This is a genomic window from Castellaniella sp. (assembly GCF_049671645.1).
Taxonomy (GTDB): Bacteria; Pseudomonadota; Gammaproteobacteria; order Burkholderiales; family Burkholderiaceae_B; genus Castellaniella.
Map to the genome: position 1 here is coordinate 18,729 of NZ_JBATVG010000018.1, position 20,386 is coordinate 39,114.

A 20,386-nucleotide genomic window follows, 5' to 3' on the forward strand; every position below is an offset into this window, starting at 1 on the left:
CGCGGCTGACTACATGGACGGACCGGCGGCCGGGCACGCGTCCGGCGTCGAGGGCGTCATCCGCATGGCGCGAGGGTAGCTGGCCGGAGAAACGCGCCAATACAGGATCGTGACGACGGCGACGCAGCTCAGGTGCAGCAGCCAGCCGGCGCCGAAACTGCCGGTGGCATCCCGCAGCGCGGCCACGATCCATGGCGGCAGCGCACCCAGCAGGAAGCCGCCGCCCTGCATCAGCGCGGACAGCGCGCCGGCCTGGGCAGGGTCGGACAGATGATCGAGCGCCACGATCAACGACAGGGCGAAACAACCGCCCAGTCCGGCGCCCAGCACCATCACCCACAAGACCGGCGCGGTTTCCGGCCACAGCGCCAGGGCGATGAAACCCAGCGCCTGCATGACCAGCGTGAGCCACAGCCAGGGTCGGCGATCCTCACGACGGCCCGCGCACATCGGCAGCAGCAAGGCCGCCATCGCCTGACATACCGCCATGATGGCCAGCAGGCTGCCGCTGGCGGAAGCGCTCCAGCCATGCTCCTGGTAGAACGGCGCCAGCCACGCCACCGCCGTTGAATAACCGCCATTCACCAGCCCGAAGCACGCCATCAGCAGCCAGACGCGCGGCCTGCGCAGATACCCCGTCACGGCCGGCCGTCCCTGCCGGACCGGCACGTCGCGAGGCAGGCTGCGCGCCGCCAGCGCCAACGCCAGAGCCGCCGGCACCGCCATCCAGACGAGACCGACGTGCCAATTGCCGCCGCCGGCGGCCGCCACCCACGGCGCAGCCTGCGCGCCCAGCGCGCCGCCACCCATCAGCATGGCGGAATACAGGCCCATGACGACACCGACGTGACGCGGAAACTGCCGCTTGACGATGCCGGGCAGCACCGCCTGCACGACTGCGGCGCCCAACCCCAGCAGGGCGGCGGTGCCCACCAGTTGCCAGCCGCTGGCGGTCCAGAAGCGCAGAAAAGAACCCACGACCAGCAGGGCGACCGCCGCCACGACCGAGCGCCGTTCCCCAACGCGGGCCTGCAGGAAAGGCCCCGCAAAGGCGAACACCCCCATCAGAAGCATCGGCACCAGGGTCAGCAGCGCCATCCCCTTCAGGTCCAATCCGGTCTGGCGGCCGATATCGGCCGCCAGGGGCCCGATGCCGGTGATGAACGGCCTCAGATTGAGCGCGATCAGGGCCACAGCCGCCAGCAGCAGCCCGGACGAGGTGGAATTCTTCGAATTCACAATCTACGCCTGCCTGTCGCGCGCCTGCGCCCATTCGGCATACAGTTCGGGGCCGTCCGCCGGCACCGGCACGTGACGGATGTCCATGGACTGCTGCTCGAAGGGTCTGGCCAGATCTTCATAAACCGCCGCCGTGGACAGGCCGAACGGCGCCCCGTCATCGTTGGAGTAGGCGTATCTCACCAGGCGCACGCCCGACAGTCGCATCGCCGCCATGCACATGGGACAGGGATGCCCGCTGGCATAGACCGCACAGCCGCTCAGGTCCGGCGAGCCGAGCGCGCGGCTGGCGGCGCGCAAGGCCACCAATTCCGCATGGGCGGTGGGATCGTTCGTCGCCAGGATCTCATTGACGCCCGCAGCGATCTCTTTACCGTCCCGGACCACGACCGCGCCGAACGGGCGGCCGCCCTGGCGCATATTGTCGCGCGCCAGTTCGATGGCTTTCTGCAGATAGCGGGTTTCGTCCTTCATGATCGTGTTCCTTGCATCCATGTTCAGGTATTCAACGCGCGCCGGCCGCCACCAGGATCGCTTCGATCCGATCGTAGTGACGGGAACGCGCATGCTGCAGCGGCGTCACGCCCTGGCCGTCCGCCAGGTTGACGTCGGCGCCGCCCTTCACCAGCGCATCCACGATGTCCTGGTGCCGCTGGCCGCCGCTGCCCAGGATAATGGCCTCCAGCAGCGCAGTCCACCCCAGGCGGTTGACGTGATTCACATCCACGCCAGCGGCGATCAGCGTGCGCACCGTCTCGACGTGGCCGCGTTCCGCAGCGGGGATCAAGGCCGTGCCCCCGTAGCGGTTCAGGCTCTTCAGATCCGCTCCATGCGACAGCGTCATCTTCAGGATGTCCAGGTGCCCCCGGGCGCCGGCATAGAGATACGGGCTGTCGTGGATCTTGTCCAGGGCATTGACGTCCGCGCCGGCATCGATCAGGACCTTGGCCGCCTCGACCCGATTGGCATGGGTCGCGACCAGCAGCGGCGTCGCCCCGCTGCCGTCGCGTTCATCGATGGCAGCGCCCTCGGCCAGCAGCCTGGCGATACCGGCCGCGTCGTTTTTTTCCGCTGCGGCGTGCAGAGGGGCAGCATGCACGGCGGCGCCGATGGAAGCGATGAAGGGCATGATGGCAAGCGTCAGCAGGACAAGTTTGTTGCGAATGGGGTTATGGCGCATCGTGATTTCTGCGGGCTTCAGCCCGGCATATGCTGTCTGGACAGCACCCATGATAAGGATACAGAGGGATATTTTGAAATTAAATATCTCAATGTTGTCTATCCATTAATCACATGAATCTTAGACTCTCAAAGCAAAAGGCCTCGCAAACGTCAATTTGCGAGGCCTCACAGCGCCCCTCTTGAGGCAACCCGGAAATTCTCTGAAAATCCGTCACACCACCGCCAACCGTTCCACTGCGTCGGGAAACTTCTCCACCAAGCAGATCAGCAGAGCAGCTTGAGCGTTGGGCTTGGCCCGTCCCTGTTCCCAATTTTCCAGGGTAGGGGGTTGGTGTGCAGATAACGGGCGCACACAGGGCGCGACAAATGCAGCCGCGCGCAAGACCAGCAGCTCGTTGGCAGTCACGTCCGGCACCGGGTGGATTCCACCTCGTGCGTGCGCAGCGTCTGCTTGCCAGTACGCGCGTTCGCCAAGGCGTCGAAGCCCTCGGCTATTTCTGCAAACAGGTTCCGCCTTTTCATCGCCTCGCCTCCAGTTCCGCGTTCAACATACTCTTGAGCGCCTCCTTTTTGTCGGAGCTCAAGTCGGCCATTCCGTCCTTGTCGTATAGGGTGAACAGCCAAAATTGCGGGTCGCCATCCCACCAGTAGTAGATCACCGGCAAGCCGCCACGCTTGCCTTGTCTCGGTGCGAGGCACCGTATCACAGCTTGCGAAAGCCATCAGTACCCTCAATGACATCGCCAGCCTCTGGGTTTTTCATCATGGTCGCTCGCAAGCCAAAAAAACCTTCGTCGTCCAGATAGACGGATCGGTAGCGGATGAAGGCAGGCAATTCGACGAAGACGGCTTTCACCGCTCAAGTTATACGCAGGTTGCGGATATACAAAAGAGTTGGATGCTCGCAGGAGCTCAGTGCTTCCAGGTTGCTAGGCATCATATGGCCCCTTAATCAGACGCACATTACATTGAGCGACGATCCACAGTCTGAACACGCACTCCCCCATGCGTCGCCATGACACAATGTAGCTCCGCCGACTTCCGACCCATATCGTCAGTCTCTATCGACGCAAGCCAAAACCACGGATTCCGACAACGGCACTGGTGCCCGTCATCATCATCGGAATCATAGGGTGGCGAAAACATCTGGCGACAAGTCATACACCGCACATGAAAGTGGTGACAGCGATCGCACTTCCCTACATAGTGGACAAACGACAAACGATGCATTTCATCTGACCTTCCATACAAAGGAACAGCATGCATATCTATCGAGGGATATCCGCTCCAAAAAATCTTCCCACCCAGACATCCTGCCACCATACAGTCCGGCCAGGCCGAGGGGTCGAAATCTTCCAAACGGTCAAGCGGTAGCAGACGGATTGATACAGCGTCTTGCGACCTTCGCTCAGCGGCAAGAGTATGCCCCTGAGGGCATACCAGATAGCCATGGGTTGCACCCACATCTTCCATTAGCCCACGAAATGCCTCGACGTGAGTAACGTCGATTCGTCGCGCCCGTGCCTTGGCATCAATGATAATGCGCCGACTATTGTCTGTATCATGGCGTAAATCGATCAAAACATCAATCTGACGTTTTCTTCTGCTGATGGCTCCCCGCACCCGTGCATTTGGCGTCACACAATATTCCGTGGATAGCTGTCGAGCAACAAGCTGTGCTACCAATCGTTCGTATCTTTCCCAGTCCGACCTGATCTTACTCATTCTTCTCACACTGCTGTCGCATCGTCAGCACCAGTTCGCCAGCAACCTCTGCCATGTTCAACGTCCTGCTAGGACCCTCAAGATGAGAGACCATCCTTTGCAAAAGGTCCTCACCGAGATCACTCGGTATCGCATCGGCGGTTCGACCTTCTCTTCTGCCATTTGCTAGTCGCCGAAGAAACCTGAAATCGAGATCGTCTATCGACTCACGAAGAATACGAAGAACCACTTCCTTTGGCGGCCCACCATCTGCATGCGCCCATTCTTTTGGCAACCCTGCCGCTACACAAATATCATGTATCGACAACCCCAGCTCCTGGATACCATCAGGCGTCAGCGCACGCCATGCGGAAACGTGATAAGGAAATCGTTCACAGCACTTTAAGACCAAGGCCGCGAGCTTCGCGACGTGTTCAATGCAGCAATCATCAACGTCACGGTGAATAAGCTCCCGCGGGACCTTATCAGAGTTTCCCGCAAATCTGAACACCCAGTGAGAACCACCAGGTTTCGGATCCCGGGTGCCTACGAGTGAAACCCGCCCTTCTTTCTGAGAAAAATTGCGAAGCTTAAGGAAGAAGCGCGCCGCACTATCGCGTGAAAGCTCCTGCTGCCTATCACTCCACCAAGAATCAAAACCTTGGACTCTTGACATTTCCTTTTGCAAAATGAACGTCACACTGCGCGCTGCCGCAAGGAAAGCGTTGAGATGGTAGGAAACAATGTCAGCGTTGCTTTTCCGCCTGAGTGCACGAGCAAAATAGATCGCCTCTCTCAAGCGCTCCTCTACGAGAATCAGGCTCGTCAGCCGAAAACGGTGTGCGCTCATTTCCCCTCGTTCTATGTTTTACACTCATTACAACGAGCCACACCCTGCATAGCGAAAGATCTTTTAAATGATAGATCGGACAGAAACAACCATCTTCAATTCGACCAACACTTGCAAATGCTCATATAGCAATTTTGGAACCTGACCGCCCGTAAGAAGTACCCCAGCTTCCATATTCTGCTCCATCGCATAGCCGGTCAGGTTGGCGCTGGTGATGAGGCACACTCCGCTGTCGGCAACCGCGACCTTGGCGTGAACCCGCTCGTCCGCGAACTGGGCTGCCCGTTCGCACCAAGCGTAGCGCTTCGCGGTGGGAACCAGCGTCCGCATCTTGCCGATCACGTCAAACGGAATGCTAGAGCCTCACGCCTTTCTGATGGAAACGAGGGTTCCCAAGTGCGTCTTGTTTTGCTCTCGGGTCTTCTTCTTGTAGCCCAGAGCGTCGCAAGTCGCCTCAATCTTCTGGCAGAAGATGTCTGCATTCAGTGGAATCATCCAAAGGTCGCCACTGGGTTTGTCCCGATTGGTGCTCTGCCATTGCACCTCGTCGTTGAGTGGGTGTTCCGGCCGGAAGGGGTGGATGTTGAAAATCTTATGGTCGACCTTGGTGATCCAAGACGCACCGACCTCCGTTATGGCCCCCCACGAGACTTTCGTGTTCTCGCTCGTCACGAAGAGAACGAAAATCTTCTGGGTCGAATAGCTCTCGACGAAGAACTCACGAAGGTAGTCATAGACCTCACGGCCTTCCGGGACACGACACACCTCGTCGTCGCAATTCGTGTAGAGGATGTCATCGGGAGGGACATCGTTGAAAACTAGCATCTGATGGATGACGTCGGCAAACGGTTTGTCCGGATAGGTCTGGCTGATGAGAATTCTCTTCTTCTGTGAATCCACTGCCACTTTCAGCCCGAGGTCTGGGCTATTCGCATTGATGGACTCGGAAATAGCTTTCTCCATCGCTTCACGGGAAGCCGTCACACCGAGGGTAGCCAATGCATCTACCGCTTCTGCGCTTGCTTTCTTGCGGAAGGCATCCACAGCTGCTCTCAATTTCGCTTCGTCACCACGCAATTCCTCTTCTTTCTTTTTCTTCTTGTCAGCGTTGGCAATATCCGTATACGTCTCACGCCGCTTGAGAATGTCAGTGAGCAACTCGCCTCGGACATACTCGCGCACAGCCTCGTAGCGCGGGTCGTCGGATTTGTATCCCTGGCGGTTGCTCAATGCCATGTCTGGCAATTCCGTCAGTTCGAACAAATCGACGTGCAATTGCCCAACGACATAGACCTCGTTCAACTTGTTTTGACCAACGACAGGGAGGATGTTGAACTCACCCATTTTTTCATTGGCAAACAGCGAGACGAAGTTGTCTGGGAAGTCGGTCAACTCGGCCTTTCTTCCTCGCGTGCTCCTGTAAGCACCGATCCAGCCTCGCACTTCTAGCGAGTACTCATGCTCTTGCCCATTGTTGGTCTTCATGGTGATGGGAATGATCTTTGTCGCTTGTGTAGTGACCAGATCAGCCCGCCGATTCGGATGACTGTCTGGCACTAGATCACACAGCGACTTGAACTTGTCCCCAAGTGTCACCAGAGCACATAGTTCCCCCATGACGCTGCGATCGAAATCTTCGATAGTCACTTCTTCCTTGCCACGGATGACATGTATCCGGAAATTAGCATCGACTAGCGGGAATATCTTGAGGAGATTTCGCTTGACCGCATCCAGTGTTTTGTGAAGCCGATACTGCGGGTTACGCATGATGATGGAGGAACCGTGATCAGTGATGCGCTCGAATACGATCTGATCGTCTGGAATGGCCCTGAGATCATGGCCATTCTCGGGGTGACGGGTCAGCACGAAACCCGACTTTTCCCCATCAACAACCGTCAGGACATCAACATCCTCCGATACCGACAGCGCCGCGAGCTTGCCAACGCCCTTACGCCCCATTTTCCTGCGGGTGCCGGATTTCGTCAGTGAATCGCCTTCTGTCGTCCGAGATACCCCAGCGACGTTGAGGTATTTGGCGATGTCACCCGCTTCGTAGGACATGCCATGCCCATCATCTTCCACGCGGATGTCGTCCTTATTGGAGATGATGTAGACATTCTTCGCGTCGGCGTCATACGCATTGGCAATCAACTCCGCCAAGACGTAGTAGATGTTCGTGTAGAGGTTCGGCCCAAGCAATTCGAGGATGCGTGGATCGACTTCTAGCCGGTATTTTTTCATTTTTCTTTCCCCTCAAAAAACCGATAACGTGGGTGACCGACGTGTGGCGGGGTCACATCGCGCATGGAGCGCAGGCCTTCGCCACTCTTGGCCCAATCCATCGACGTGATGAGGCGCGAATGTGATGTCCACGGATTGGCGTGGATGCCGCGCTCGCGCCACAACTTCTTGATGTAGTCGGTGTCCACTACGCGGAAGTCGAGGCCAAACTTCTCCAGCATCTCGACACGCCACTTCTCCTGAAGCGACGCTAGGCAGACGATCAGGATGGTGCGCGCGATCGCGCAACAGCAGCTTCTGAATGACGAGGCCGGCTTCGATGGTCTGGCCGAGCCCGATGTCGTCGGCAATGAGCAAGTTGACGCGCGCCATGTCGACGGCACGCACCAGCGGGTCGAGTTGGAAGTCTTCGATGCTGACGCCGCTGCGGAACGGCGCTTGGAGGAACCCACGGTCGGCGTTGGTGGCCGCACCCCAGCGCACGGTATTAAGGAAGGCGTCGAGGATGTCCGCATCGTCCTGCCCCGTGACCGAAGGCAGCCCCGCGCGCTCTATGACTTGGGCTCTAGGTTCGATCTCCCAGACGACTTCTAGTTCGTCACCTAGACCATCCTCGCCGATCAACGCTAGCGTCACACAATGTTGTGGAGCTTCTATTTTCAGCCCAGCAGCATTGATCTCTGCCACCCCCCAATGACGGCGGCGCACCTCGACGAGTTGTCCGGGTTCGGGGCAATCGCCGCAATACTTCTGAATGCGCCATTCGCTCGGGTCCCCCATGATTGGCCACCCCCCTCTTCATTTTCGATTTTTCTCGCTCACGCTGCTTGGCACAGCATGGGGCTCCATATCAACCACGGCTAACATCCGCGCGACAGCTTGAGCTGCTTCGACTGGCGACTCGTGCGACCAAAAGCGGAGCACCCTCCAACCGAGGGCCCGCAGCCGGTCATTAGTGTCAGCGTCACGCCGCCGATTCGCTTCGATCTTCTCCCGCCAGAATTCCGCGTTTCGTTTTGGCCACGAGGCATGCTGTGGGCACCCATGCCAGAAGCAGCCATCGACGAAGACAGCGATCTTCCGACCCGGAAATACTACATCAGCAACACGGTGAGGCCTCTTCAAAACCTCATAATCGACCCTATAGCGCAAACCAATACGATACATCTCTCGCCGCAACGCCATTTCCGCGCCTGTCCCTTTTTGCCGTATCTTCGCCATACGACGGCTAGCAGCAAAAGACGAAGGCACGATTCGAGGCATCGAACAACACTCGTCAGCCCATCATTGGACTGCAACTGATTCCAGGTGCTGATTGATACTACGAGCGATGGCTCGGCCGAGATCAACGGGCACTGCATTACCGATGAGCCGCCCAAGCACCTTGAAACTCACCTCACCATCCTTCGGAATGAACGTGTATCGACGAGGAAAGCTCTGCAAGATCGCAGCTTCTCTTAGAGAAATGGCCCGATCCTGCTCTGGATGGCCAAAACGGCCATTACCGAATCCATAGCATTGGGTCGTCATCGTTGGTGCAGGTTTGCCCCACTCCATCCGTGCATACACACCCGCATAGGTTTGCCCCGTATCTTTACGATGACACTTAGCAACGAGATGCTCAGGCCAGTCCCGCCACGTACCACCCGGCTTGGAGGCCCTGATTCGCTGAAGATTCTTTTCCGATAGGGCCGAAGCGACGTGTAGCTTGTCTCTAGGGGCAGATTCACCCGCATCGAGATGACGCAAGCGCCCGATCGCCTGTTTTACGGTTTTCAGCTTCTTGTGAGTGGCTTCGATCATCTGGATACTACCGTGCCTGGAAGCCAATAGCACCATCCGCCGGCGCATCTGCGGAACACCATAGTGAGAGCTGTCGACGACATTCGCCCAGACGTCATAACCGAGCTTTTCGAGCGAATCCTTGAAGTCATGAAAAACCTTGTGTTTTTCGACGGTCGGCACATTCTCCATCGTGATGACATCTGGCATCACGCCTTCGGCAAGGCGCGCAAAATGATAAAGGAGTCCCCATTTCCCTTCTATGCCATCCGACTCATAACGCTGGGCATAGGTCGAGAACGGTTGGCAAGGTGCGCACCCAGCCAAAACCGTTAAATCAGCATCGCCGAACAGCTCTTTGATTTCATCGACCGTCACACTACTGATGTCACTCTTGATGAACCTGGCGTGATCATTATTCGCTTCATAAGGGAAGCGACAAGCAGGATCTAGATCGATACCTGCAACGACGGGAAGCCCTTCTAAGATGAAGCCATGCGTCAAGCCACCCGCACCACAGAATAGATCGATACAAGCAATCTTTTTCTTCATGCCAACACTCCCGTTTCCACATCGCTCACTAAATGAGACGATCGAAGCCTCCAGAAGCTACACCCTTCATCTCTGAGAAGCCATCACACGTTGAACAGGAAATTCATCACGTCCCCATCCTTCACCACGTACTCCTTCCCTTCGGCCCGCATCTTCCCGGCTTCCTTGGCGCCCTGCTCGCCCTTGCAGGCGATGAAGTCGTCGAAGCCGATGGTCTGGGCGCGGATGAAGCCGCGTTCGAAGTCGGTGTGGATGACGCCGGCGGCCTGGGGAGCGGTGGCGCCCACGTGCACGGTCCAGGCGCGGACTTCCTTGACGCCGGCGGTGAAGTAGGTCTGCAGGCCCAGCAGCTGGTAGCCGGCGCGGATGACGCGATCCAGGCCGGGTTCGCTCATGCCCATGTCTTCCAGGAAGACGGTCTTGTCGGCGTCGTCCAGGTCGGCGATTTCGGCCTCGATGGCGGCGCACACGGCCACCACGGGGGCGTTTTCGGCGGCGGCGTAGTCCTGCACGGCCTTCAGGTGGGGATTGTTCTCGAAGCCGTCGTCGCGCACGTTGGCGACGTACATGGCGCGCTTGGCGGTGATGAAGCAGTAGCCGCGGATGGCGGCCTGCTCTTCCTCGTCCAGGCCCAGGCTGCGCACAGACTTGCCGGCATCCAGGGCGGCGACCACGCGTTCCAGCAGGGCCACCAGGCGGATGGCTTCCTTGTCGCCGGAATTGGCCAGCTTGCGGTTTTTCTGCAGGATCTTGTCGGCCGTGGCCAGGTCGGCCAGCGCCAGTTCGGTATTGATGACCTCGATGTCGGACACCGGGTCGACGCGGCCGGCGACGTGGATGACGTTTTCGTCTTCGAAGCAGCGCACGACGTGCACGATGGCATCCGTTTCACGAATGTTCGCCAGGAACTGGTTGCCCAGGCCTTCGCCCTTGGATGCGCCCGCCACCAGGCCGGCGATGTCCACGAACTCGACCACGGCCGGCACGATGCGCTCGGGGTTGACGATGGCCGCCAACTGCGCCAGGCGGGGATCCGGGACTTCGACCACGCCGACGTTGGGCTCGATCGTGCAGAACGGATAGTTCTCAGCGGCGATGCCGGCTTTGGTCAGGGCGTTGAACAGAGTGGATTTACCGACGTTGGGCAAGCCAACAATGCCGCATTGCAGTGCCATGGGGGTTCCGAGATAAAAAGAAGGATGGAAATCAAGGCGCTATTGTACCCGCAGGGCCCGACACGGCCCCTTGGCGGCGCGCCGCGCTGCCGCGGACAGACGGCCTCGGCGCGACCGCGCCCCGAGGCCCGCACCGCTACGCGGACAGTATCGAGGCCGCGTCCACGATCTCCACGAAATCCGCTGCCAGCAAAGCCATCGTCACATCGAAAACGGTGCGGGCGGACAGGCGATCGGACGGCAGGTCGAATCCGAGCACCGCATCGCGAACCACCGTCATCCGGAATCCCAGGTCTGCGCCGGCGCGCACTGTGGAATTGACGCAGAACCCGGCGACGGCGCCGGTCACGACCAGATCGGTGATGCCCCGGGCGTGCAGATGCGCCTGGAGATCCGTCGAAGCGAACGCCGAGGACGTCCGTTTGAGAAACACCGGCTCACCATCCCGGTCCTGCGCGCACGGCATGGCCGGATACCCCGGCGCCAGGGGATGGAAGGGCGACGCCGGATCTTCGTCCCGATGCCGGACATGGATGATCGGCCGCCCCTGGGCGCGAAAAGCGGCGGCAAGCGCCGCGATCCTGGCGGGCGCTTGCGGATCGACGTGATCCCGCCCGCTATCGATCCGATGCTGCATCTCTTTTTGCATGTCGATGATGAGCAGCGCTTGCACCCGGTTCTCCTTCCCTGGTTTCGACTCAACCCGCCGCCAACTGGGGGGCGAAATGCAGGATCGCCCCGATCAGCAACAGGGGGCCGCCGTTGAACATCGCATGCAGCGCCATGGACGCCCCGATGCCGCGCTTGACCCGCGTCCACCCGAGGACCAGGCCGGTGACCCACTGCGGCAGCACCAGCAAGGGCAACAGCACCAGATTCATCGAGGTCATGCGAAAGTTATACAGATGCACGGCCGCGAAAGCCAGCGCGGCGGCGTGAAACAACACCGGATACGCCTGCGACATCCGGCGGCGCCAGCGCCAACTGGCGGCCCAACCCGTATGCCAGCGGTGCGAAGCGGGATACCAGAGCGGCGCCAGCGCCAGCAGCACCGCCACCGCCGCCATCGGGACGGACACCGCCCCCGCGCCCTGCGTCAGGATCGCCGCCATCAGGGGCACGAACCACCACAGCATGGCGGGACGGCGCAAGGCATAGCGGAAGGTGAGCTCCTCCACAATGGGCGCCCAGATCAGCGCGGTCAGCCAGGGAATGTTGTGGATGTCCAGGCGATGCTGGGCGCCGCTGGCATCCGCCGCCGACAGCGCCAGGGGGGCGAAGATGAAGATATTGACCAGCCACAGCAAAATGGCCCAATGCAGCAGACGCCACCAGGGGGCGTTCAGGGCGAAATCCGCCCGCAACCCCGGACCCTGGCCATGTGGCCGCAGACGCGGCCCCGGCCGCGGCCGTACGACGAATTTCAGGAAATCGACGATTTCCTCGCCCATGGTGGGCAGGCCGCGCGGACGTGAAAACCCTGGCAGACTCATGCGCTCACCTTCCTATGCGTGACGGATGCCCGGGCGCCCTGCGCCGGATGGGCCGACCGGGCGGCTGCCCGGCCCCATCAGTCGTGATTCCCCTGATGCAGGCGTTCGGTCACCCGATCGAACGACCCGTCCAGCAGCGCCGGCAGTTCCAGCCGGCAGCGGCGGATGACTTCGTCGATGCCCGGCATATCGTCGTTGCGCGGCGGGTGCAGCACGAAATTGACGACCGACTGCGCCAGCCCCAGACTGCGCGGATGCCCGATCCCGATACGCAGCCGCCAGAATTTCGGCGTGCCCAGCGCCGCCTGGATATCACGCAGGCCATTGTGCCCGGCGTGGCCGCCGCCGAACTTCAATTTCACGGCCCCCGGCAACAGGTCCAGTTCATCATGCAGAACCAGGATTTCCTCGGGCTGCAGCTTGTAGAAACGCGCCAGGGCGCCAACGGCCTGCCCCGACTTGTTCATGAAGGTGATGGGTTTGGCCAGCACGACGGGCTGGCCGGCATGGCGCGCGCGGGCGACCCAGGCGAAAAATGATTTTTCCAGCGTGAAGCCGGCATGCAGATCATCGGCGAAATGATCCGCCAGCCAGAAGCCCGCGTTGTGGCGGGTGGCTTCGTATTCGGGACCGGGGTTGCCCAGGCCCACAATGAGGCGGATGGGCGCGGTCATCGTGATGGTTCGGAACGGCGAGACATTGAAAAGGCCCTCATCATACGTCAAAACCCCCGCCCATCTGACGAAGGGCGGGGGTTTCGGAGGGTTGCTGATACCCGCGAAGCGGGCTTATTCAGCAGCCGGAGCGTCGGCGGCCGGGGCGGCGTCGGCGTCATCGGCAGCCGAGCCCTTGGGCGCAGCGGCCTGGGCCAGCAACGGATTCACGTCGTCGCCATGCGGCACGTACTTCACGCCGATCGGCAGCGTGATGTCGGCCAGGTGCAGGCGGGAACCGCCGATCATGTTGCTCAGGTCCACTTCGATGAACTTGGGCAGATTGGCCGGCAGGCAGGTGATGTCCAGTTCGGCGGGGCCGTGGGTGACGACCTGGCCGGCGAGCTTGACGGCCGGGCTCTGCTCGGCGTTCAGGTAGTGCACCGGAATCTTGGTGTTCACGGCCTGGGACGCATCCACGCGCTGGAAGTCCACGTGCAGGACCAGGGCCTTGTACGAGTGCCATTGAACGGCACGCACCAGCACCGGCTCGATCTTGCCGTCCAGCTCCATGTCCAGGATGGAAGCGTGGAATTCTTCCTTGTTCAGGGCGTGGTAGATCTCGTTGTGGTCGAGTTCAATATTGGCCGGGCCGGACTTGCCACCGTAAACGATGGCGGGCACCCGACCGGCGCGGCGCAGGCGGCGGCTCGCACTCGAACCCTGGACGCTACGCGAAGTGGCGGTGAATTTCATGGAAAGCTCCAAAAGCGGGGCCGTATCGGCCCCAATCAACAGCAGCCGAAGCTGCACAGACAATCCCCCGCCGCGACCAGCGGAGGATCAAAAAAATCAATCGGCGAACAGCGAACTGACCGATTCGGCCGTCGCGATGCGCAAAATGGTTTCGCCCAGCAGGGATGCGCAGGACAACTGGCGGATCTTCCCGCACTGGCGGGCGGATTCGGACAGCGGAATGGTGTCGGTGACGACGACTTCGTCGAGCGCGGATTCCTGGATGCGCTTGACGGCTTCGCCCGACAGCACCGGATGGGTGCAATAGGCATAGACGGAACCGGCGCCGCGGTCCTTCAGGGCCTGGGCCGCCTTGCACAGCGTGCCGGCGGTATCGACCATGTCGTCCATGATCAGGCAGGTGCGCCCGTTGACGTCGCCGATGATGTTCATGACTTCGGACACGTTGGCGCGCGGACGGCGCTTGTCGATGATGGCCAGATCGGATTCCAGCTGCTTGGCCAGCGCGCGCGCGCGCACCACCCCGCCGATATCGGGCGACACGACGACCAGGTTCTGGAAGCTGCGGCTCCAGATGTCGCCCAGCAGGATCGGCCCGGCGTAGATGTTGTCCACGGGAATGTCGAAGAAACCCTGGATCTGGTCGGCGTGCAGGTCCATCATCATGACGCGATCGACGCCGACGGACTGAAGCATGTTGGCCACGACCTTGGCCGAGATCGACACGCGGGCCGAACGCGGCCGGCGATCCTGGCGGGCATAGCCGAAATACGGGATGGCTGCCGTGATGTTGCGAGCCGAGGCGCGGCGCAACGCATCGACCATCACCATGATTTCCATGAGATTGTCGTTGGTGGGCGCACAGGTGGGCTGCAACACGAACACGTCCTTGCCACGGACGTTTTCATTGATTTCGACCATGACTTCGCCGTCGGAAAACCGGCCTACGGTCATTTTCCCTAGCGACATGTCCAGATGATTCACCACATCGACCGCCAAACGAGGATTGGCTGTGCCGGTAAAAATCATGAATCTGTCTTGTGCCATGGTGTCGAACCAATGTGTCAAATGACAAGGCTGTTGACCAGCGCCCCGGTGGGGCCGACTCAACAGCCTGGAATGCATGTCTGCATGTAGAAGAGTGGCTGGGGAAGAAGGATTCGAACCTTCGCATGCCGGAATCAAAATCCGGTGCCTTAACCAGCTTGGCGATTCCCCAACTATTCAGTCCAAGACCCAATCCCGCAGTGGATGATCATCCAGCCCCTGGCAAACCCAGCTGCCTTCGATGACCACATCGGGCAAGTCATGTATTTTACTGATTATCCGATCCTGCTGCACCCGAGCCTGTCGGGTATCGGCGAACCCGGCAAACAGACACGAACCCGACCCGGTCATCCGTGCATCCAGCCCATTTCCCCGCATTGTTCCCAGGATTCGGGCAATCATCGGGTGGCGCCGGCAGACGACAGGTTCCAGATCGTTGCGGCCAAATAGACCGCTGTGTTCCGTTTGCCAATCAGCAAAGACCGAGATTTTTACCGATTCCGAATCTCTTGTCAAATCAGGATCCCGAAACACATCGGCCGTCGGGACATGGGCGCCGGGCCGCAAGATCCAATATGCCCGGGGGGGCAAGGCCACAGCCGTCAGGTCCTCTCCCACGCCCTGGGCGAATGCGGGACGGCCAAAGACGAACACCGGCACATCGGCCCCCAACGGCAGGGCCAGCCGCAATAACTGAGCGCGCGTCAGGCCCGTTTCCCACAGACGGTTCAGCGCCATCAGGGTCGTGGCCGCATCGCTGGACCCGCCCCCCAGGCCGCCCCCCGCCGGAATCCGCTTGCGGTAGGCAATGCGGGCGCCGTAACGGGCGCCCGTGGCCTGCTGCAAGCTGCGCGCCGCCCGCAAGACCAGATCCTGATCCGCGGGCAGGCCCGGCAATCCGTCGCCTTCGCGTTCGATGCAGCCATCGGCGGTGCGCTCGAAGTCCAGCCGATCGGACAGATCGATGAAACGAAAGACGGTCTGCAGTTGATGGTAGCCATCCGGCCGGCGGCCGACCACGTGCAGGAACAGGTTCAGCTTGGCGGGCGCGGGAACGTCGTACAGCGCGCTCACAGGCAAGGCCTCCGCATGTCCGGCCCGGCCGGAGAGGACGGCATCAAGGCCGATCCATGATCAACTGCAGACGCCACTGGCCCTGATCGTCCTGGCGCGACAGGCGCACCCGCAGCGGCCCCTGCTCGTCATAGTCGGACAGGCGGACATCCCAGCCGTCTTGCCGCAGGGCCGTCGGGCGGCCTCGTTCATCCCGCTGGATGCCGCTGACGACCCCGCCGGGTTCGGCCTGCCCGCGAATCCAGTAGCGCAAGCCCGCCACAGGCATCGGGTGCCCCCACACCTGGGTCAGCAAAGCGTCGGGCGATGGCGCGGATTCCCGGCTGCCATCGGCCCGTTCCAGGACGGACACGCCGGGTTCCACCCGGATGCGCGCCAGTACGCTGCCCAGCGGATTGCTGAGGTCCAGTCTCAGGGCGCGCCCGTCGTCCCGCCAGGAAAATCCGCCCTGCGCGGCATAGGGCGGCTGCGCCAGCGGCTGCAAGTTCACGGCAAAGCGGCCGACCCGCTCGAATGCCGGCCCCTGGCCGCCGATGCGTGTCGGAGTGGCGCAGGCGGCCAGCGCCAGCAGCAGCCCCAGCCCCGCCAGCATCCGTCCGATACGCTGCGTCATCGTCACGGCAGCGTCACTCCCAGGCGCTGCAAAGTGGCCTTCAAGGCTTCGTTATCGGGGTCCGCCTTCCGGCCTTCGCTCCAGATGCGCTTGGCCTCATCCCGGCGCTTCAGCATCCAGAGCGTTTCGCCCAGATGGGCGGCCACGTCGGCAGCCGGCAACTGGTCGTAAGACCGGCGCAGGTATTCCAGCGCCCCCTGGTAATCCTGGGTGCGGAACAGATACCAGCCCACGCTGTCCAGAATGTAGGCATTGTCGGGATCGAGATCCAGGGCCCGTTCCAGCAGGTCGCGGGCCTCGGGCAGGTTGCGGTTGTCCTCGACGTAGGTATAGCCCAGCGAGTTGTAGGCATTGGCATTGTCCGGATCCAGGGCGATCACCCGGCGCATCAGGGATTCGAATTCAGCCGTCTTGCCTTGCTGATGCAGCAGCATGCCCAGTTCATACTTGATTTCCGGCGTATCGGGCATGTCCAGGTCCGCCGCCTTCAGGATTTCGACGGCCTGGTCCGTGCGACCGGCATCGCGGTAGATCGACGCGCGCGTCAGGACGACGACCGTGCGTTCGCGGCGGTCGGCGGGTTTGATGGCGTCCAGGGTGGCGCGGGCCCGCGCCAGATCGCCCAATTTCCCGTACAGGACTGCCTCATGGGTTTGCGCCTGAAAGCGCAGGTTGGGCTCATCGATGCTGCGCAATTCCTGGATGGCTTCTTTCAGTTCGCCCTGGCGCTCGGCGATCTGCACCAGCAGCAGCCGGGCATCGGACACGTCGGCCTGGGCGCTGGTGGCGCCGTCGGCGATCGCCTTGCGGCGCTGTTGCTGAATGGTGATGTATTCATTCAGCAGCGCCTTGGCCGCCTCGTAACGGCCGGCGCGCGCATTGACCTCGGCCTCGGTATACAGCAGGTCGAAGTCCTCGGGCGTCTGGCTGCGCATGGAACCCAGCAGCTTCAAGGCCTCGTCGAACTGGCCCTGCCCGGTCAGGCGGCTGACCAGCAGCAATTGCAGGGACCGCTGATTCGGGTGCTTTGCCAGATAGGCATAGGTATCGCCAATGGCCTGGCGGGGCTCGACCCGCAGGCCGTATTCCAGCACCCGCTGAGCGGCATCCGGCGAATCCGGGTCCAGTGCCTGGGCCCGATAGGCTTCGTCCACGGCGCGCCGGGGTTCGCCCGCAGCCCAGGACGCATCGGCCAGCGCCAGATGCGCCAACGCCGAGGTCTTGACGACCCCCGCCAAGGCCTTGTCCAGCACATCCAGCGCCAGGCGCTTGTCCGTCATCTTGGACACGATGCCCACCGCCTGGACGACCGCCTGATCCTTGTCGTCGGCGGATTCGATCCGGCGCGCCAGCGTGCGGGCCAGACCGTCGGTCTGGCCGCTGGACGCCGACAGGGCCAACGAGGCCGCGACGGCTTCGGGGTTCTCCGGGTCGAGTCGCGCCCATTCCCGGGCAGCCTGCAGGGCCAGCGCCAGGTTGCGGCCGGACATGGCCATCTGGAAGGCCCGTTGCCCCAAGCGGGGATCCAGCGTATCCCGAGCCACGCCCAGCAATTCCTGCGCGGCATCGTCATACTGTCCCTGCTGAGCGGATAATTCCGCCACCAGGATGCGATACAGGAGGTCGGGCGTCAGGCTGACCACGGGCGGCTCGCCCGGGCGCAACTGGATGGTTTCAACCGAATCGGCCGGCGCAGGAACCGGCGGGGCAGCCCAAGCCGTCTCGTGCGCGGCGGCCAGCGCCAACACCACGGGCAATACGGAGGCGGAGATTCTCATCGGCGGTAACCAGGGCCGCAACGCGAGAAATGCCCGCGTCTGGTGGCAAAATTGCTTCATCGAAAGAGGATGTTATCACCCTGCCATGCCTGAACTGCCAGAAGTCGAAACAACGCGTCGTGGAATTGCCACGATCATGCCCGGACGTATCCTGCGGCAACTCATTGTGCACGAACCCCGTCTGCGCTGGCCCATTCCCCCGGACATGCCGGATCTACTGCGCAATACCCGGGTGCTGGCCTGCGAGCGGCGGGGAAAATACCTGCTGATCCGGTTTGAGCAGGGTGTCCAGATCGTGCATCTGGGCATGTCCGGGTCCCTGAGACGGGTGCCGATGGACGAGCCTCTGCGCAAGCACGACCATGTGGAATGGGTGTTCGACGATGCCCGTTTTCTCTTGCATGACCCGCGCCGCTTCGGCGCCGTGCTCTGGCATCCGGCGGACGCCGGCGCCATCGGCGAACACCCGCTGCTCGCCAGCCTGGGCTGCGAGCCCTTCGGTCCCGACTTCACCCCCGACAGCCTGCATGCCGGCGTCCACGGACGCCGCCAGTCCATCAAGCAACTGCTGCTGGGCGGGCGGATCGTTGTCGGCGTAGGCAATATCTACGCATCCGAATCCCTGTACCTGGCGGGCATCGATCCGCGCACCCCGGGCGGCCGCTTGTCGCGGCCTGGTTGCACGCGGCTGCACGCCGCCATTTTGCAGACCCTGGGCCAGGCGCTGGAGTCCGGCGGCAGCACGCTGCGCGATTACGTCAACGCCCAGGGCGCGCCGGGGGCCTATTTCACGCTGCATGCCGCCGTCTACGAGCGCGACGGCCAGCCTTGCCCGCGCTGCGCCAGCCCGATTCGCCGCATCGTGCAGGGACAGCGGGCCACGTATTTCTGCCCGTCTTGTCAGAAACGGTAAGGCCTGCGCTTGGGTCCGGCGCAACCGGCCCGCTGACGGCCAGGTCAGCGGGCCGGTCCGCCGCTCATCAGTCGCGGGCGGCGACGATGATGACTTCGAACTTCAGGCCGGGGCTGGCCAGGCGGGCTTCGCCGGTGGCGCGGGCCGGAGGATTGGCCGGGTCGATCCAGGCTTCCCAGACCGGGTTCATGGCGTCGAAATCGGCCATGTCGCGCAGCCAGATCGTGGCCTGCAGGATCTTGGATTTATGGCTGCCGGCCTTGGCCAGCAGCTCGTCGACTTTCGCCAGGGCCGAACGCGCCTGGGCCTGGACGTCGTCGCCCGTTCCGGTCTGGCCGGCCAGATATACGGTATTGCCATGCACGACGGCGCCGCTCATGCGCTTGCCGGGTTCGATGCGTTGAATCGTCATGTCGGAGAACTCCGAGTGGGTTGAAAACGGCGCCATGATACCCGACGCCGCGCGGCGAACCCGGCTGCCCGGGTGCCGGACGCCTGCCCGGGCAGCCGGGTTCAGTTCAGGACCTTGCCCGGATTCATGATGCCCTGCGGGTCCAGGGCAGCCTTGATGCGATGCATCAGGGCCATCTCCACCGGGTCCTTGAATTCAGGCAGGGCATCGCGCTTCAACTGCCCCACCCCGTGTTCGGCGCTGATCGATCCGCCCACGGCATGCACCCGGTGGTGCACCAGCGCATAGACGTCGTCCTGGCGCGCCAAGAGCTGCCCTTCGGCCCAATCCGCCCCGCGCGCCACGTTGTAGTGCAGGTTGCCGTCGCCCAGGTGCCCGAAGATCACGTGCCGGATGCCCGGAAACGCCGCCTGCAGGGCCGCATTCGTGCCCACGACGAATTCCGCCATGCGCGACACCGGAATCGACACGTCGTGCTTGATGCTCTTGCCGGACTCCTTTTCGGCCAGGGGGATGCTTTCGCGCAGGTGCCACAGGGCATGGCTTTGCGCCATGGATTCCGCAATCACCGCATCCTGCACGCAGCCGGCCTCGATGGCCTCGCCGATGACGACCTCGAAGCGTTCGCGGGCGTGGGCTTCGGATTCACTGTCGGACAGCTCCAGCAGGGCGAACCAGGGCAGTTCGGCCGAGGCGCCCTCGAAGGGCAGGCGCTGTTGCGGAAAGCAGCGCACGACGTCTTGCAGGCAGTTGCCCGCCATCAGCTCAAAGCCGGTCAGCGACGCCCCCAGGCCAGCCCGGGCCCGCCCCAGCATGACGATGGCCGACTCGATGGAATCCAGCGCCAGCAGCGCCGTGCAGCGCGCCACCGGCAGCGGGTGCAGCTTCAGCGTGGCCGCCGTGATCACCCCCAGCGTGCCCT

At 61.9% G+C, this 20,386-nt stretch carries 25 protein-coding genes and 1 tRNA gene; 3 read left to right on the forward strand and 23 right to left on the reverse strand.

Annotated elements, in window-relative coordinates; genetic code table 11:
- Positions 1 to 9: 9 nt before the first annotated feature.
- From WBG56_RS08410 to WBG56_RS08420, 3 genes are read right to left on the reverse strand one after another with little or no spacing between them, the layout of a single operon-like run.
- Positions 10 to 1,242, reverse strand: a complete 1,233-nt coding sequence (locus tag WBG56_RS08410; RefSeq protein WP_424267245.1) for a cyanate transporter — start codon at positions 1,240 to 1,242, stop codon at positions 10 to 12.
- Positions 1,243 to 1,713, reverse strand: a complete 471-nt coding sequence (locus tag WBG56_RS08415) for a nucleoside deaminase (protein ID WP_424267203.1) — start codon at positions 1,711 to 1,713, stop codon at positions 1,243 to 1,245.
- Positions 1,714 to 1,744: 31 nt separating this feature from the next.
- The gene (locus WBG56_RS08420; RefSeq protein WP_424267247.1) at positions 1,745 to 2,368 is read right to left on the reverse strand and encodes an ankyrin repeat domain-containing protein; all 624 of its coding nucleotides are present in this window, start codon (positions 2,366 to 2,368) and stop codon (positions 1,745 to 1,747) included.
- On the opposite strand from WBG56_RS08420, the gene WBG56_RS08425 reads away from it, so the two are divergent.
- Positions 2,333 to 2,536, forward strand: coding sequence for a hypothetical protein (locus WBG56_RS08425; RefSeq protein WP_424267251.1), 204 nt, complete (start codon positions 2,333 to 2,335; stop codon positions 2,534 to 2,536). The genes WBG56_RS08420 and WBG56_RS08425 overlap by 36 nt on opposite strands.
- Positions 2,537 to 3,124: 588 nt before the next feature.
- On the opposite strand, the gene WBG56_RS08430 is transcribed toward WBG56_RS08425, so the two are convergent.
- The 6 genes from WBG56_RS08430 to WBG56_RS08455 form a co-directional block, all read right to left on the reverse strand.
- Positions 3,125 to 3,277 (reverse strand): addiction module toxin RelE, encoded by a 153-nt coding sequence (locus WBG56_RS08430; protein WP_424267205.1) that lies wholly within the window; start codon positions 3,275 to 3,277, stop codon positions 3,125 to 3,127.
- A gap of 107 nt (positions 3,278 to 3,384) precedes the next feature.
- Positions 3,385 to 4,146, reverse strand: a complete 762-nt coding sequence (locus tag WBG56_RS08435; protein ID WP_424267207.1) for a restriction endonuclease — start codon at positions 4,144 to 4,146, stop codon at positions 3,385 to 3,387.
- Entirely contained in the window at positions 4,139 to 4,975 is an 837-nt protein-coding gene (locus WBG56_RS08440; protein ID WP_424267209.1) for a hypothetical protein, read from the reverse strand. Before WBG56_RS08440 ends, WBG56_RS08435 begins: the two co-directional genes overlap by 8 nt.
- A gap of 63 nt (positions 4,976 to 5,038) precedes the next feature.
- Positions 5,039 to 5,317 (reverse strand): phospholipase D-like domain-containing protein, encoded by a 279-nt coding sequence (locus WBG56_RS08445; protein ID WP_424267211.1) that lies wholly within the window; start codon positions 5,315 to 5,317, stop codon positions 5,039 to 5,041.
- Between the two features lie 21 nt (positions 5,318 to 5,338).
- Complete coding sequence (locus tag WBG56_RS08450) at positions 5,339 to 7,216, reverse strand: ATP-binding protein (RefSeq protein ID WP_424267213.1); 1,878 nt, start codon at positions 7,214 to 7,216, stop codon at positions 5,339 to 5,341.
- Positions 7,213 to 7,437, reverse strand: a complete 225-nt coding sequence (locus tag WBG56_RS08455) for a hypothetical protein (protein ID WP_424267215.1) — start codon at positions 7,435 to 7,437, stop codon at positions 7,213 to 7,215. The genes WBG56_RS08450 and WBG56_RS08455 overlap by 4 nt, the downstream gene beginning before the upstream one ends.
- Before the next feature lie 46 nt (positions 7,438 to 7,483).
- Between WBG56_RS08455 and WBG56_RS08460 the strand changes: the two genes are divergently transcribed.
- Positions 7,484 to 7,810, forward strand: coding sequence for a hypothetical protein (locus WBG56_RS08460; RefSeq protein ID WP_424267217.1), 327 nt, complete (start codon positions 7,484 to 7,486; stop codon positions 7,808 to 7,810).
- Positions 7,811 to 8,014: 204 nt separating this feature from the next.
- On the opposite strand, the gene WBG56_RS08465 is transcribed toward WBG56_RS08460, so the two are convergent.
- From WBG56_RS08465 to WBG56_RS08520, 12 genes are all read right to left on the reverse strand, one after another.
- The gene (locus WBG56_RS08465) at positions 8,015 to 8,479 is read right to left on the reverse strand and encodes a very short patch repair endonuclease (RefSeq protein ID WP_424267219.1); all 465 of its coding nucleotides are present in this window, start codon (positions 8,477 to 8,479) and stop codon (positions 8,015 to 8,017) included.
- 21 nt (positions 8,480 to 8,500) lie between these two features.
- On the reverse strand, positions 8,501 to 9,550 hold the full coding sequence (locus WBG56_RS08470) for a DNA cytosine methyltransferase (protein WP_424267221.1): 1,050 nt from the start codon (positions 9,548 to 9,550) through the stop codon (positions 8,501 to 8,503).
- Between the two features lie 83 nt (positions 9,551 to 9,633).
- A complete protein-coding gene (gene ychF / locus WBG56_RS08475; RefSeq protein ID WP_424267223.1) occupies positions 9,634 to 10,725 on the reverse strand; it encodes a redox-regulated ATPase YchF in 1,092 nt (363 codons plus the stop codon).
- A 136-nt stretch (positions 10,726 to 10,861) separates the two neighbouring features.
- On the reverse strand, positions 10,862 to 11,398 hold the full coding sequence (locus WBG56_RS08480) for an isochorismatase family protein (RefSeq protein ID WP_424267225.1): 537 nt from the start codon (positions 11,396 to 11,398) through the stop codon (positions 10,862 to 10,864).
- Positions 11,399 to 11,423: 25 nt separating this feature from the next.
- Positions 11,424 to 12,218, reverse strand: coding sequence for a type II CAAX prenyl endopeptidase Rce1 family protein (locus tag WBG56_RS08485; protein ID WP_424267227.1), 795 nt, complete (start codon positions 12,216 to 12,218; stop codon positions 11,424 to 11,426).
- A gap of 77 nt (positions 12,219 to 12,295) precedes the next feature.
- A complete protein-coding gene (gene pth, locus WBG56_RS08490) occupies positions 12,296 to 12,892 on the reverse strand; it encodes an aminoacyl-tRNA hydrolase (RefSeq protein WP_424267229.1) in 597 nt (198 codons plus the stop codon).
- 114 nt (positions 12,893 to 13,006) lie between these two features.
- A complete protein-coding gene (locus WBG56_RS08495; protein ID WP_424267231.1) occupies positions 13,007 to 13,627 on the reverse strand; it encodes a 50S ribosomal protein L25/general stress protein Ctc in 621 nt (206 codons plus the stop codon).
- Positions 13,628 to 13,723: 96 nt separating this feature from the next.
- Positions 13,724 to 14,674, reverse strand: a complete 951-nt coding sequence (locus tag WBG56_RS08500; RefSeq protein ID WP_424267233.1) for a ribose-phosphate pyrophosphokinase — start codon at positions 14,672 to 14,674, stop codon at positions 13,724 to 13,726.
- Positions 14,675 to 14,769: 95 nt separating this feature from the next.
- Positions 14,770 to 14,846, reverse strand: a tRNA-Gln gene (locus WBG56_RS08505).
- A 5-nt stretch (positions 14,847 to 14,851) separates the two neighbouring features.
- Entirely contained in the window at positions 14,852 to 15,748 is an 897-nt protein-coding gene (ispE, locus tag WBG56_RS08510; protein WP_424267235.1) for a 4-(cytidine 5'-diphospho)-2-C-methyl-D-erythritol kinase, read from the reverse strand.
- 43 nt (positions 15,749 to 15,791) lie between these two features.
- A complete protein-coding gene (locus WBG56_RS08515) occupies positions 15,792 to 16,361 on the reverse strand; it encodes an outer membrane lipoprotein LolB (RefSeq protein WP_424267249.1) in 570 nt (189 codons plus the stop codon).
- A gap of 2 nt (positions 16,362 to 16,363) precedes the next feature.
- Positions 16,364 to 18,139 carry a tetratricopeptide repeat protein gene (locus WBG56_RS08520; protein WP_424267237.1) on the reverse strand — a complete coding sequence of 592 codons (1,776 nt, stop codon included), beginning with the start codon at positions 18,137 to 18,139 and terminating at the stop codon, positions 16,364 to 16,366.
- An 85-nt stretch (positions 18,140 to 18,224) separates the two neighbouring features.
- On the opposite strand from WBG56_RS08520, the gene mutM reads away from it, so the two are divergent.
- Entirely contained in the window at positions 18,225 to 19,052 is an 828-nt protein-coding gene (gene mutM / locus WBG56_RS08525; RefSeq protein ID WP_424267239.1) for a bifunctional DNA-formamidopyrimidine glycosylase/DNA-(apurinic or apyrimidinic site) lyase, read from the forward strand.
- Between the two features lie 67 nt (positions 19,053 to 19,119).
- On the opposite strand, the gene WBG56_RS08530 is transcribed toward mutM, so the two are convergent.
- Both WBG56_RS08530 and WBG56_RS08535 read right to left on the reverse strand, forming a co-directional pair.
- Positions 19,120 to 19,464 carry a RidA family protein gene (locus tag WBG56_RS08530; RefSeq protein WP_424267241.1) on the reverse strand — a complete coding sequence of 115 codons (345 nt, stop codon included), beginning with the start codon at positions 19,462 to 19,464 and terminating at the stop codon, positions 19,120 to 19,122.
- A gap of 101 nt (positions 19,465 to 19,565) precedes the next feature.
- Positions 19,566 to 20,386 (reverse strand): FAD-binding oxidoreductase (locus WBG56_RS08535; protein WP_424267243.1); only part of this gene is annotated, 821 nt, incomplete at its 5' end.